Source organism: Leucobacter sp. cx-42 (assembly GCF_014529985.1).
Lineage (GTDB): Bacteria > Actinomycetota > Actinomycetes > Actinomycetales > Microbacteriaceae > Leucobacter.
In genome coordinates this window covers 57,003-69,064 of sequence record NZ_JACVMU010000011.1, presented here as the reverse complement: position 1 = coordinate 69,064, position 12,062 = coordinate 57,003, and the positions used below count along the sequence as shown (strand labels likewise).

Below are 12,062 nucleotides of genomic sequence, written 5' to 3'. Positions count from 1 at the left end.
TTGGCTTTCCATTTGGCTGGCAGGCCCGTTGTGTAAAAAAATAGCTACAGGTACCGTTGAGGTGTAGCTAAATTTTTTCACTCAGTTAGGAACCGTCTTGCTGCCGGAACTCATTGCTTCGAGGGACCTTGAACGGTTAGGTCTTTCACGACGCCAGCTCGAGCGCCGGCTTGCAACGGGTGAGTACGAGCGCATTGCTCCCGGCCAGTTCATGCAGGCGGGGTTCGCGGATGACACGACGGCGGCCTGGATCGCGGCCGCAGCGAGGCGGCCCGAAGCGACGCTGTGCCTACTCAGCGCTGCTTCGATTCATGACCTCACTGATGAAATTCCTGGCCGTACTCACCTTGCGATTCCACGCGGGGCAAAGCCGGTAGTGACGGAAACTGCACCGATCGAATGGCATGTTTTCGACGGCAAAACCTTCAGTATCGGTCAGTCTCAGCATGAACTGCCGGGCGCTCGAAGCATCGGAATATACTCGCCGGAACGAACCCTCATTGACCTGTTCCGGCTCCGTCACGTGTGGGGCGATGACCTGGCGATTCAGGCACTCAAGAGATGGCTCGCTCGATCAGAAAGCAGCCCCTGGGAGCTGCTCACCATGGCAGGTGATTTTCCACTCGCGAAGCCGGCGCTCCTAGCCGCTTTGGAGATCCTGTTGTGACTTCTGATCCACAGACAGAATACGATTCTGACCGGGCCACATTAGCTATTCGAGCACTGGCGCGTGCTCAGAACGCCGACGTGCAGGAACTGCAGACGCTCTATGTGCTTGAAGCGTTTCTGGCACGTCTTGCTTTGTCTGAGTATCGGGATGACTTCGTGCTGAAGGGCGGAGTTTTGTTGGCCGCCTTCGCCGCCCGTCGTCCTACTAAAGACATAGACGTCAGGGCGAGCGGGGTGTCGAATGATGAGCGCGCAGTCCTTGAGCGGGTGAGAGCTATTGCAGATCTGACGGTGGAGGACGGTGTACGTTTCGACTCGGCTTCTCTCGCCGCGGTCACGATTCGTGACGGGGACGCAGAAGACTACTCTGGCGTGCGCGTGAAAATGGTTGGCTTTGTGGGGAAATCGCGCCTGACAATCGGCATTGATGTGAGCTTTGGGGATCCGATTTGGCCCGCGCCGCGGGACATCGACCTCCCTCGGCTCATCGATCTGGGCTTGCCTGCGGTGAGACTTAAAGGTTATCCGCTGGTAATGGTTATCGCGGAAAAGGTTGTCACCGCAATGCACCGAGGCGCGGGTAATACGAGGTGGCGAGACTTCGCGGATGTGTATTTGCTCATGCGAAGCCACGCATTTTCTGCTGAGCAGATTCGGGCAGCTGTCATCGTGGTGGCAGAGCATCGCGGAACGAAGGTGAGTGCTTTGCTGCCAACGTTGGAAGGCATGCCCCGTCGCGCTCAACCGAAATGGAAGGCCTGGCGTCGCCGCATCGGGCGCGAGGCTGACTTGCCTGAACAGTTTGCGGAAGTGCTGTCTGGTGTCGCTAGTTTCATCGATCCGATAGCTCGCGGTGGTGCGAAGGGCGAGTGGGATCCGGCGCAACTTCGTTGGTTCTCACCTTGAGAAGCTGAGTCGCGCGAGGCGAAGGGACGAGGGCGGTTTCGGTTGGCCTAAGAAAGTCGCACGTGCCTGTCATACTTGTGCTGAGAACGGGGCTATAGCGAGTCAGCCACCGGGAAGGGGCTAACCAAGCATGGAGGAGATTCCTGTGGATCCGCATGGCGTTAATGAGGACGAATCTGCAACGCAGGGCAACGGCGAGATTGTCGTGAGCGACGATGCTTCTCTCCTGGAGACGGTTTCGACGACGCTAGTTGAGGTCAGCCCTGGAATTGCCGTTGTGTTCGGCGAAGTGCCAGTCGGTATGGAGCTTCTCGACATGGCCCTGATTCCTTCGTTTGACAGAACTGAGTTGAACACCGCACTGGGTTCCATTGGAAACATTGGAACTGTTGTTGGAAATGTTGCAGAAACCTCGGTAGCGGCACAAGGGCTGTTCCGGGCAAGCAGCGAGACAATGGCGCTCCTGAATAATGGCGCTCAAATGGCGGTGAAGGACGGCGCAAAGATAGGCGCGATCTTCAAAGACGGTCAGATTATTGCTCAGGCACGATTCGTGCCGGCGGGTTTGTCTACCGCTGCAGCTGTCGCAGCAATCGGCCCGGCAGTCGCGATGCTCGCGATGCAAATGCAGCTTGGTGAGATTTCCGGTCTCGTTAAAACCAACATTGCCGTCACTAGGCAGGCCATGAAAGCGATCCGGAATGAGCAATGGGCCGAGCTTGAAGCTGTAACCGGGATGATTGCAAAAAATACCGCCAGCGTGCGTGAGCTTGAAGCGGTTCCGGATACTCTCTGGGGATCGATCGAATCGAGCGATAAGGATCTGCGAAAGCAGATGAACCTTTACCAGCGCAACGTGAAAGGGCACGTCGAAGAGCTCGGAGCGCTCGCGGTGCGTGAGCGCCGACAGTACCTTGAGACCAACGCTGAAGCTATGGTCTTTGACGCTCACGCGTTACTTACCTCTTTGAAGGCCTATGCCGAGTATCAGTCTGTGAAGGCAATGCGCGCGCGGATTAAAGGTGCAGAAGACAAGAACGAAACGCAGCTGTTTGAGCTTCTTACGAGAGACGTGCCTGTCGAGATCCAGGCTTCGCGGGATGAAGTGACCCTGCTTGTAAAGTCACTCGTTCGCGAGCTGCGGGTAATTGCGGAGCTCCCGGGCCGGCTTACGATGCCACTGTTCAAGAAGCGCAAGGACTCCAAAGCTACGCAGTTGACATGTGCTCAGCTGCTTGAAGCTATCGAGCCGCTCGCAAACATGTTACTTCCAGCCGCTCAAAACCTTGAGGCCCCTGAAACAGTTTGTGGCCCCGAGGAACTGGCGCTTGAGCCGTACCTCAAGGTGCTGCGCTGGTTCATTGAAGATGACGAGACGCTGCAGTGCATCGCGTTCCCGTACGAATCGGCTGGAAAGTCTCTCATCCCGGGAGTGCTTGAGAAGCGAGTCGACGCTTCCTGGGATGCGCTGTTGCCGGGCAAGGCTGCGGCAGTACTCGACAAGGTGGCATCGAGCACCCTTGTTGCTGTAACGAGTGACCGTGTGCTCAAAGCATCTCCTCGAACGTTCCTTCGCGAAGGAGAACTTGAGGGGAGCTTCTCTCTGAATGACGTTCGATATGTTCGTCCGCGTGGACTGGGTCAGAAAACCTCTCGCCCGACGCTCAGCATCACGACCGAGGAGAATGACCTCTCGTGGATGTTCCCGGCGGACGCGAATGAGGAGCAAATTGACCTTCTTGCGGCAGCGCTTTCCGCCGGGCCGTTGGAAGGCGGGCAGACTGCTTCGCGGCTTGAACTCGACGCGGCTGAAGCGGCGGCGCTGACGAAGTAGACCAGCGAATGCACAAAGCGGCGGGCATCTGCACACGCAGGCACTCGCCGCTTTCGCATACTCGCGGCTCAGCGCGGCCGGCGCCTTACGCCGCCGGAACAACCTCAACATCACCGTTGCGAGTAGTCACCGAGATGACGTGAGGGCTCGAGTCTGCCTGCGGGACGGTGACCTCGGCATCGCCCTTCTTCGCGGTGGTGTTCACGCGGTAGTCGCCGCCCGGAAGCGCGATGCGCACGTCGCCGTCGTGGCCGGTCACGGTCACGTTCGCGGGCGCCTCGGCGAAGGTGAGGTCGATGTCACCGTTTCGGGTGTCGGCGGTCACGGTCTGAGCGGCGAGACCGATGGCCTCCACTTCCATGTCTTTGCCGGTCAGGGTGAGGGTCGATCCGCGCACCTGTGAGAGGGACGCTTCGCCGTTGACTGCGCTCACCGTCAGGTCGGCCGCGAAATTGATCACCGTGATGTCGCTGTTCTTGTTCTGGGCGACGACCGCGACGTCTTCGGGGACGGTGACAGTAAAGCTACCCTTGCAGCCGAGCGAGAACCCGGTGCAATCGACCGCGAGGCTCAGCACGTCGCCGTCGAGTGACGTGCTGACTTCGGGCGCGGATCCGTTGCTTTCGCCCGCAACCTTGGTCTCGACCGCGATGGCACCGGCTGCACCGCCGGAGGTGAGGATGATGTCGGAGGTTCCGGCGTCGATGGTGAGGTTCTGGCCGGCGAACTCGAGGGTCTGGGACTCAGACGAGACCTCGGCGCTGGCGCCGGGATCGGCTGCTCTGGATCCGCCGTCGCTTGCGCAGCCCGTCATGAGCAGGGCAGCAGCGAGCAGGCTGCCAGCCGCGAGGACTGGGCGAATGCGGATAACGTGTTTCGAGCTGTGCTGCATGAGTTGCTCCGTGTTTCGTTAGTCATCGCCGAACAAGTCGGCTTGGATGTCTTGCGCGGTGAGATCGACGATGTCGACCATCGTCATCTTCCAGAATTGAAGGTACTCGTCATAAGGAATTCGATTTCGGTTGCCGACTTTAATCGCGCGAATGTCACCGGCGGCGATCTTTCGAGAGATCGTAGAGCGGGACATGCCCGTTCGCTCCGCTACTTGAGCGGGGGTGAGCAGGCGGGGCCTAGCGGTGAGCGTGACCTGCTCTCCTTCTGCCGCTGCGCGCTGGACGTAAGCGATGACCTCATCTAGCCAAGCTGGCTGCGATGCGGGTGCCTGGTTGAGTGCGTGAACTTCTTCAGGGTTGATGGTGAGCTGCTGGGTGGTCATGCTCCCAGGGTACGTGCATCTGCACAGCTGGGGAAGTGTATCTGTGCAGACTGTTCGGACTGTGACGAAGAGTGCCCCCCCAATTTCAGTGGAGAAGCTACACGGACCGCCCAATCACGCGCTCAAGCGTCTCAAGTAGCTGATCCGCGTTCGCGGCAGTGAACGGGAGCGGCGGGCGGATCTTGAGCGCGTTCGCGGCGGGTCCGGAAGCGCTGATGAGGATGCCCTCCTCCCGCATGCCGTTGACGACGCGAGCTGCGAGATCCGCGTCTGGGGTGCGCGCGGAATCTGCGGCGCCAAACTCCATGGCGAGGAAGAGGCCAGCCCCGCGCACGTCGATCACTCGCTCATGCGATGCGCCAATCTCACGCAGCCCTGTGAGCAACTGTGCACCGACGGTTGCCGAGTGGGTCACGAGATCGTCCTGTTCGATGACGTCGAGCACGGCTGTCGCTGCAGCGATGCTCACAGGGTTGCCGCCGAACGTGTTGAAGTACCGCACGAGCGAGCCGAACTTTTCCTGCGCTGCCGAGGTGCCAACGACCGCCGAAATCGGGATGCCATTCCCCATCGGCTTGCCGAGCACGACGAGGTCGGGGGTGATCCCGTGCCGCTGGAAGCCCCACCATTCGCCCGTGCGGCCGAAGCCGGGCTGCACTTCGTCGGCGATGTAGAGGCCGCCAGCGTTGTGCACAGCCTCGACGACCGGCGCGAGGAAGCCAGCGGGATCCGTCTGCACCCCGTCACTCGAGAAGATCGAATCGAGGATGATCGCGGCGACGCCCGATCCGCCCTCATTCAGTGCGCGGATCGCCGACTCCACCGATGCCAGCAACCGCGGCCCGACCTCCGCAGCCGGGGTGCGCGCCGTATCGATCGACGGGATCGTGACCACGTGTTCGCCGAGCGGATTGTTCGGGCCGAGCGAGGGGGAGAGGCCGGCCGCCGCAACGGTCGTGCCGTGATAGGCGTGCTCGGTGATGATGATGCCCTGCTTGCCCGTGGCCGCGCGCGCGGTGCGGACGGCGAGGTCGATCGCCTCACTGCCGGTGCAGGCGAAGGTGACGCGGTCGAGTTCGGCTGGGAACTTCGCGAGCAGACGCTCGGAGTAGTCAATGATCGGCTCAGTGAGGTAGCGGGTATGGGTGTTGAGCTTCGACAGCTGCGCGGTGACGGCCGCGGTGACGGCCGGGTGGCTGTGGCCGATCGCGGGGACGTTGTTGTAGGCGTCGAGGTAGGTGCGGCCGTCGGTTCCGCGCAGCCAGACGCCCTCGGCGCTGTCGATCGCGACGGGTTCGCGGTAGAAGAGTCGATATGACGGGCCAAGGACCCGGTCGCGGCGCTCGAGCAGCGCGGCGGCTGCCGGGTCGAGTTCAACTCCGCTCGCAGGATCGAAACCGTTAGCCATGTGGACGCCTGCGTGCACTGGAGACTCATTCATTTGGTCGTACTCCCTCGTAGATTGATGACCAATATTTCGAGTTTGTCATACGAAATTCGGCTTCGCAAGGTTAGGGTGGTGAGCAATGCCGGTGAATATCGGCGCTCGAAGCAGGGAGCGGATCGATGCAAGATGACCAGAACGGCGCCGGCCAGTCGGCTGCCGAGCGGCTCGCATGGGAGATTCGTGAGGCGATCTACGAGGGGAATCTCGTGCCGGGGAGTCCGCTGCGCGAGGTCTCGCTAGCGGACACCAAGGGTGTCTCGCGCCGAACCGTGCGCGAAGCGCTCCTGCTGCTCGCGTCCCAGGGGCTCGTGGTGCACGCGCGGAACCGCGGGGCGACCGTGCGCGCACTTGGCGCCGACGATGTGATTGACATGTATCGCGTGCGCCGCACCTTTGAACTGCAGGGTGCGCGCAATGCGCCGCTTGCGTCTGACGAGGATCGCGCCCGGCTGCAGGCCGCCTACGAGCGTTTGCATGATGCGGTGCATGGCGAGGATTCGCGCGAGATCGTGAACGCTGACCTCTCGTTCCACGGAGCGGTGGTCGGGCTCGTGGGAAGCGCGCGGCTCGACGGGTTTTACGCGCAGATGAGTCCGGAGATGGAGATGGTGCTTGCGGTGATCCGCCGCGGAGAGCGCATTGATGGGCTCACGCCCGAGCAAATCATTGCCGATCATCGCACGATTCATGCCGCGCTCATGGCGCGCGACGTGATCGAGGCGCAGCGTGCGATTCTCGAACACATTGATTTCAACGAGCGATACCTGCTCGGATTGCTCGAGAGTAAGCGCCTCTTGGATTGATGACCAATTTCGCGGTACGATCCTTTCGTCTCCACAACGAAGTAAGGACTCCGCATGGCCGTCGACACAATCGCCCCCAACTCGCTCGCGCTGACCCCCGCTGAGGTCGACGCGATCTTGGTGAGCCACTACGGTGTCGGATCGCTCGGCATGCAACCGCTTCCAAGCGAGCTCTCGGCCGTATACCGGGTCGCACTCGCGGACGGCCGCGACGTCGCCTTCAAGGCGATCCACTTCACGGAAGATGACCATGCGCTCGCGCAATGGCGGATCTCTGCGATGGACCACCTCCAGGATCTCGGCATCCCCGCCGGTCGCACGATTCCGTCGCTCGCGGGGGAGAACACCGCGGTCGCCGACAGCCCGGCCGGATCGGTCATCGCCCACGTTGGCGAGTGGCTGAGTGGTGTTCCGCTCGAGGCGGTTCCGCTGACTCCTGAGCTCTTGCGAGTCGTGGGCGCGACCGGCGCCAGGGCGGCGCTCGCACTTGCGGAGTGGCCCCAGCCGCCAGCAGCCGTCTCGCATCCGTGGGAGCTCGTGCGCACGCTTGATTCGCTCGATACCTCAATGGCTTCGGTGACCGATACCCACATTTCAGCGTTGCTCACACGCGCGCGGGAGCTCTATGCGGCTCGCGTGGCCCCCGTGATCGACGAGCTTCCGCGCGCGGTCGTGCACCACGACATGCATGACTCCAACCTGTTGATTGACGCGGATCGCGGCGTCGTCAGCGGCGTACTCGACTTTGGCGACATGGTGTTTGGCCCGCGGATCGCAGACCTCGCAATCACCGCTGGCTATGCGTGCCGCCGCGCGGCCGACCCGGTTGCCGCGTTCATCGACGTCGCCTCCGGCTGGGGGAGCGTCTGGGCGTTGGGTGAGGGCGCCGAGGGTGCTGGTGCTGGTGAGGATGCCGGTGCGCGCGCTGGTGCCGCCGAGCCCTTCACCGAGACCGAGGTTGACGTGCTGTTTGCCTCATCGATCGGCCGCCTGGCCGTGAACCTCAGCATCTGGACCGCCCGCTCGGCGAGCGATCGCGGCGAATACGCGCTTGCCCGCTCGGAGTCGACCGCTCGCGCACTCGAACTGCTGCTCGCGGCAGACTTCACCGCGGTGCAGAGCGCGCTGCGCGAAGCGCTGCTCGCGGGGTAGCGCGGGCGGGCACGGCCCCTGGGCTCGGGCCAACCCCGCGCCTTTTCGCGCTAACCCCGCGAAACAGGGTGTTTCTCTCGAGATCGCCCGTTTCTTGCGTATGAAAGGCAGCTTTTCGGCAGAAAGTGTCCGTTTCGCGGGGTTGAGGCGGGATGCGCCCGGCTGACACTCCCAAGATGCCTCGCCGACCTGCCAGTACCCCTCATCTGGAGGCTCATTGACGAGGAATGACGCCCGGCCATGGCTCGCGCCATGGCCGCCCCAATGAATATCAGGCGCGCCTACGGGCGCGGGCAAAACTCCTCCACAGGGCGGCCAACGAGGGGCGTGGGTCGCGGTCCCGGTCCCGGACACCCAGGGCAGCCGCTAAAACAGCCGCCCCTCGACCTCCGGCGCGGGCTCCTCGAGCGTGAGCAGCGCGTGCTTGCGCTCGATGCCACCCGCATAACCGGTCAGCTTGCCGGTCGACCCGACCACCCGGTGGCACGGAATGAACACGCACAGCGGGTTCGCGCCAACCGCCTGCCCGACCCGCTGCGCTAGGCCGGGGTTGCCAAGCGTCGCAGCAATCGCGCCGTAGGTGAGCGTCTCGCCGAACGGAATGCCCGCAACCAGCTCCCACACCGACCGCTGAAAGTCGTCGCCCTCTGGCGTGAACGACAACGAAAACTCCTTGCGGTCACCGGCCAGGTACTCTCGCAGCTGCGTAGTCGCGGCCGCGATGGTCGGGTCGTCCGCGAGCTCGACCCGGGGCCCGAACGTTGCTGCGTCCGGGCGCCGGGTGTGCTCGTCGAAGTAGAGGCCGCTGAGGGCATCGCCGGTCGCGACGATCGTCACGTTGCCGAGTGACGTGGCGACGAGTGCGTGCCGGCGAGTGGGATGCATGCCTCTATCTTCTCTCGCTTCGCGGCTACAGCCGAGCGTCGCGCGGGTAAATTTTCGCGCCGAGGGCATCGCGATGTGCGCGGTATTCGCGCACGGTGAGTCCGCGGTCAGCGAGCTCGCGGGCACGTTTCGGGTAGCCGAACGACTGCACGGGAATACCAGTGTGCAATCGCTGAATCTCCTCGGCGCGCAGCTGCGAACCCGGGTGCGTGATGCCGCGCGGCTCGTACTGCAGCAGGCTCCACGACCACGCGATTGCCTCACCCCGCGTGAAGCCGGCCCAGTCACCAGTTGCAATCAGGGCGGCGGATCCGGGCGCCCCCAACGCCTCCGCCACCTTCGCCGAACCTCGTGCTCGACGGGCATCCGCGTCGGCCACGCGGGCCGCCTCCCGCTCCCGCGTGGCCTGTGCGACAGCCTGGGTGATCAGCGCTGCGAGCTGTGCCCCGGTGATGGGGCTGGCTGATCCGCCCCAGAAAACTCGACCGGGGAATGGTCGCGCAGCACCCGCTCGGCGGCGTGAGTCGCGACGAACGCGTGTTCGGTAGTGAGGTCAGAGCCGGCGAAGCGCAGGCCGAGCGCGTCCCACCACGTGGTGCCCGTGGAATCAAGTGACTGACGTGAAATGGACATGAAAAATGCCCCTCTCCGGGGCGATGCCCCATCGAAACTTGCTACGCGATGTTTCGCGAAGCCCGTTCTTCCCCTGGGACACCCGGGAATCGATGGATTCGGGTTGTCGCGTAACCGGCCAGGTACCTACGGTCACGACTCTTGAACGTTCGATGAGGTTAGCACGGGTGCGCGCGCTGCTGTCAAGCCGTCGAGATGACCCCGTTCTCTCGAGATGGCCCGCTTCATGCGTAAGAAAGCCCCCATCTCGAGAGAAACACCTGATCTCGCGGGGTTGTGGGCCTGGGGCCGCCAGGGCGAGGGGCCAGCCAGGGCCGCCCGCCGGCCCGCTCTACTCCGACGCCCGCCGCAGCTTGGCAGCCCCGACGAATCCGAGCGCGAGGAACACGGCAGCGATGAGAATGGCCCACCGGGTCGCATCCGCGAAACCGGTCGTGAGGGCGTCGACGGCGGTCGCTGTCTGGTCCCCGAGCGGGCTGTGCACGCCCTGCCCGCGGAGCTGCGCAATAGTCGTGCCGGCCGACTGCCTGGTGGCTTCGGCGATCTGATCCGCGCCCGTACCAGTGAGGCCTGCCGTACCGAGAGCGGCTGGCAGTGTGAGGGCGAGCGAGACCGACAGGGCCGCGCCGGCGAATGCGGTGCCGAGGGCAGAGCCGACCTGGCGAACGGTGCTTTGTGTGGCGGATCCTTGCCCCGAAACATCCACCGGAATGTCCTTCAGCACGGTGCCCGTGAGCTGGGCGGAGGCGAGGCCGAGGCCCAGGCCGTAGACCGTGAGCGGAATCGCAATGAGCCAGCCCGAGGTCGCGGGCCCGATGATGAGCGCGAGCGCGACCGCGCCGAGCACTTCGAGCCCGAGGCCGATGAGCACGGTGCCGGGGGCGCCAAACTTCGCGGCGAGGTGGCGCGCTGAGGCACCAGACAGGAAGGCGCCAACCGCCATCGCGGCGAGAATGAGGCCAGCACCCATGACATCGAGGCCGAGGGCATTGATGAGGTACAGCGGCAACACAAAGATGATCGCGAATTCACCGACGGCAACCATGGCCGCCGTAAGGTTGCCCCACGAGAACGTTGAGTACGAGAAGAGTCCGAGGTCGAGGAGCGCAGCGCGCTGCACCTTCTCGCGGTGCCGTTCCCAGATCACGAACAGTACGAGTGCGACCGCCGCGATGGCGAAGGCCACGGGGACGGCCGAGATTGCGGCGTCCTTCGACCAGGTCCAGCCGAAGAGTGCGAGGTCTGCCTTCGGCGCCCACCAGCCGAGGTTCGGTCCCTCGATCACGGCAAAGACGAGCGCACCAAACCCAATTGCGCTGAGGAGGGCACCATCGACGTCAATGCCGGGGCGATGCTGCACGCCACGGGTTTCTGGCACTGTGAAGAGCGCGGCGATGAAGACGAGTGCACCGAGGGGAAGATTGACGAGGAAGATCCAGTGCCACGAGGTCCACTGCGTGAGCGCGCCGCCCGCGAGCGGGCCAACCGCGGCTGCGCCGGAGATGACCGCACCCCAGACGCCGAATGCTGCCGCGCGATACTTCCCGCGGAACGTCGCGTTCACCGTTGAGAGCGTCGAGGGCATGATGCACGCTGCGCCGACGGCTTGCACGGCGCGGGCGCCAATGAGCAAGCCCGCTGATGACGCGAGCGCGGCGAGCAGGCTGCCGCCGACGAACACGACCAGGCCAACGAGGAAGAGCCGCTTGCGGCCCCAGCGATCCGCGAGATTGCCGGTCGACAGCAGCAGCGCCGCGAGCAACACGGCGTAGAGGCTGTTCACCCACTGTGCATCGGTGATGTTGAGGCCCAGGTCGCCGATGATCGCGGGCAGCGCGACACCAACGATCGTGCCGTCGAGCACGATGAGCCCGAGGCCGATCGATAGGACGGCGAGGGCGAACCAGTCGCGTCGCGTGGGGGCCGTCACTGCGTCGGCAGTGGGCGCGGATCCCTGCACCGACTCAGCTGCAGCAGACACGGCCGGTTACGCTTCGACGTGCTTGGACGCAGTTGCGGGCTGTGCCAGCACCGCACGGCGGAGCGCGATGAAGAACACGATCATGCCAGCCGCGAGGATCGTATGACCCAGGCCAGCAATACCCGAGATCATCGCGTTGCCCTCCTTGCCGAGCACCGTGAGGGAGCCGTGCCAGACCAGTACACCGGCAGTGATGATGAGGCCGACGTTGTACAGCCAGAAGAACCAGGCGAACAGCTTCGGGCTCTTCGAAATGGTGAACACCTTCTCGATGACGAGCACGATGAGCAACACAATGAAGCCGAGTGTGAGTAGGTGCGTGTGCACGACGCCGAGCTGCGTGAATTGCCCCTCGGGGAAGTCGTTGAGCTTCGTGAATTCGCGGTAAAACACGCCAGACAGCACGCCGAGCAGCATGTAGATAAAGGCTGCGTTCAGGAGTTTCTTCATGATGACCTCTTCACCGAGATGGACTG

Annotated in this window: 13 protein-coding genes and 1 riboswitch; of the genes, 5 read left to right on the top strand and 8 right to left on the bottom strand. The window is 63.4% G+C overall.

Annotated elements, in window-relative coordinates; all coding sequences use genetic code 11:
• Positions 1–97 precede the first annotated feature (97 nt).
• From ICM05_RS10980 to ICM05_RS10970, 3 genes are all read left to right on the top strand, one after another.
• Entirely contained in the window at positions 98–667 is a 570-nt protein-coding gene (locus ICM05_RS10980) for a type IV toxin-antitoxin system AbiEi family antitoxin domain-containing protein (RefSeq protein ID WP_188024670.1), read from the top strand.
• Positions 664–1,575: a nucleotidyl transferase AbiEii/AbiGii toxin family protein gene (locus ICM05_RS10975; RefSeq protein ID WP_188024669.1), complete on the top strand. Its 912-nt coding sequence runs from the start codon at positions 664–666 to the stop codon at positions 1,573–1,575. Before ICM05_RS10980 ends, ICM05_RS10975 begins: the two co-directional genes overlap by 4 nt.
• Before the next feature lie 130 nt (positions 1,576–1,705).
• The gene (locus tag ICM05_RS10970) at positions 1,706–3,409 is read left to right on the top strand and encodes a hypothetical protein (RefSeq protein ID WP_188024668.1); all 1,704 of its coding nucleotides are present in this window, start codon (positions 1,706–1,708) and stop codon (positions 3,407–3,409) included.
• Between the two features lie 85 nt (positions 3,410–3,494).
• Here ICM05_RS10970 and ICM05_RS10965 read toward each other — a convergent pair whose 3' ends face one another.
• The 3 genes from ICM05_RS10965 to ICM05_RS10955 form a co-directional block, all read right to left on the bottom strand.
• Entirely contained in the window at positions 3,495–4,301 is an 807-nt protein-coding gene (locus ICM05_RS10965; RefSeq protein WP_188024667.1) for a DUF4097 family beta strand repeat-containing protein, read from the bottom strand.
• An 18-nt stretch (positions 4,302–4,319) separates the two neighbouring features.
• Positions 4,320–4,685, bottom strand: coding sequence for an excisionase family DNA-binding protein (locus ICM05_RS10960; RefSeq protein WP_188024666.1), 366 nt, complete (start codon positions 4,683–4,685; stop codon positions 4,320–4,322).
• 97 nt (positions 4,686–4,782) lie between these two features.
• Entirely contained in the window at positions 4,783–6,126 is a 1,344-nt protein-coding gene (locus tag ICM05_RS10955; protein WP_188024665.1) for an aspartate aminotransferase family protein, read from the bottom strand.
• 125 nt (positions 6,127–6,251) lie between these two features.
• On the opposite strand from ICM05_RS10955, the gene ICM05_RS10950 reads away from it, so the two are divergent.
• Complete coding sequence (locus tag ICM05_RS10950) at positions 6,252–6,935, top strand: GntR family transcriptional regulator (protein WP_188024664.1); 684 nt, start codon at positions 6,252–6,254, stop codon at positions 6,933–6,935.
• Positions 6,936–6,989: 54 nt separating this feature from the next.
• Positions 6,990–8,087: a phosphotransferase gene (locus ICM05_RS10945; RefSeq protein ID WP_188024663.1), complete on the top strand. Its 1,098-nt coding sequence runs from the start codon at positions 6,990–6,992 to the stop codon at positions 8,085–8,087.
• 366 nt (positions 8,088–8,453) lie between these two features.
• On the opposite strand, the gene ICM05_RS10940 is transcribed toward ICM05_RS10945, so the two are convergent.
• The 5 genes from ICM05_RS10940 to ICM05_RS10920 form a co-directional block, all read right to left on the bottom strand.
• Positions 8,454–8,972 carry a methylated-DNA--[protein]-cysteine S-methyltransferase gene (locus ICM05_RS10940; RefSeq protein WP_188024662.1) on the bottom strand — a complete coding sequence of 173 codons (519 nt, stop codon included), beginning with the start codon at positions 8,970–8,972 and terminating at the stop codon, positions 8,454–8,456.
• A 25-nt stretch (positions 8,973–8,997) separates the two neighbouring features.
• Positions 8,998–9,351, bottom strand: a complete 354-nt coding sequence (locus tag ICM05_RS10935) for a hypothetical protein (RefSeq protein ID WP_188024661.1) — start codon at positions 9,349–9,351, stop codon at positions 8,998–9,000.
• Between the two features lie 47 nt (positions 9,352–9,398).
• Complete coding sequence (locus ICM05_RS10930) at positions 9,399–9,605, bottom strand: hypothetical protein (RefSeq protein ID WP_188024660.1); 207 nt, start codon at positions 9,603–9,605, stop codon at positions 9,399–9,401.
• Positions 9,606–9,634: 29 nt separating this feature from the next.
• A riboswitch (SAM riboswitch) is annotated at positions 9,635–9,752 on the bottom strand.
• Positions 9,753–9,936: 184 nt separating this feature from the next.
• Positions 9,937–11,586 (bottom strand): DHA2 family efflux MFS transporter permease subunit, encoded by a 1,650-nt coding sequence (locus ICM05_RS10925; protein WP_353055893.1) that lies wholly within the window; start codon positions 11,584–11,586, stop codon positions 9,937–9,939.
• Positions 11,587–11,592: 6 nt separating this feature from the next.
• Positions 11,593–12,036, bottom strand: coding sequence for a DUF2871 domain-containing protein (locus ICM05_RS10920; RefSeq protein ID WP_188024659.1), 444 nt, complete (start codon positions 12,034–12,036; stop codon positions 11,593–11,595).
• Positions 12,037–12,062: the final 26 nt, after the last annotated feature.

Bases quoted from the DNA above. Each gene is read 5' to 3' on its own strand.
- ICM05_RS10970 (WP_188024668.1), top strand. From the start codon at position 1,706: ATGGAGGAGATTCCTGTGGATCCGCATGGCGTTAATGAGGACGAATCT.
- ICM05_RS10965 (WP_188024667.1), bottom strand. From the start codon at position 4,301: ATGCAGCACAGCTCGAAACACGTTATCCGCATTCGCCCAGTCCTCGCG.
- ICM05_RS10960 (WP_188024666.1), bottom strand. From the start codon at position 4,685: ATGACCACCCAGCAGCTCACCATCAACCCTGAAGAAGTTCACGCACTC.
- ICM05_RS10955 (WP_188024665.1), bottom strand. From the start codon at position 6,126: ATGAATGAGTCTCCAGTGCACGCAGGCGTCCACATGGCTAACGGTTTC.
- ICM05_RS10950 (WP_188024664.1), top strand. From the start codon at position 6,252: ATGCAAGATGACCAGAACGGCGCCGGCCAGTCGGCTGCCGAGCGGCTC.
- ICM05_RS10945 (WP_188024663.1), top strand. From the start codon at position 6,990: ATGGCCGTCGACACAATCGCCCCCAACTCGCTCGCGCTGACCCCCGCT.
- ICM05_RS10940 (WP_188024662.1), bottom strand. From the start codon at position 8,972: ATGCATCCCACTCGCCGGCACGCACTCGTCGCCACGTCACTCGGCAAC.
- ICM05_RS10930 (WP_188024660.1), bottom strand. From the start codon at position 9,605: ATGTCCATTTCACGTCAGTCACTTGATTCCACGGGCACCACGTGGTGG.
- ICM05_RS10920 (WP_188024659.1), bottom strand. From the start codon at position 12,036: ATGAAGAAACTCCTGAACGCAGCCTTTATCTACATGCTGCTCGGCGTG.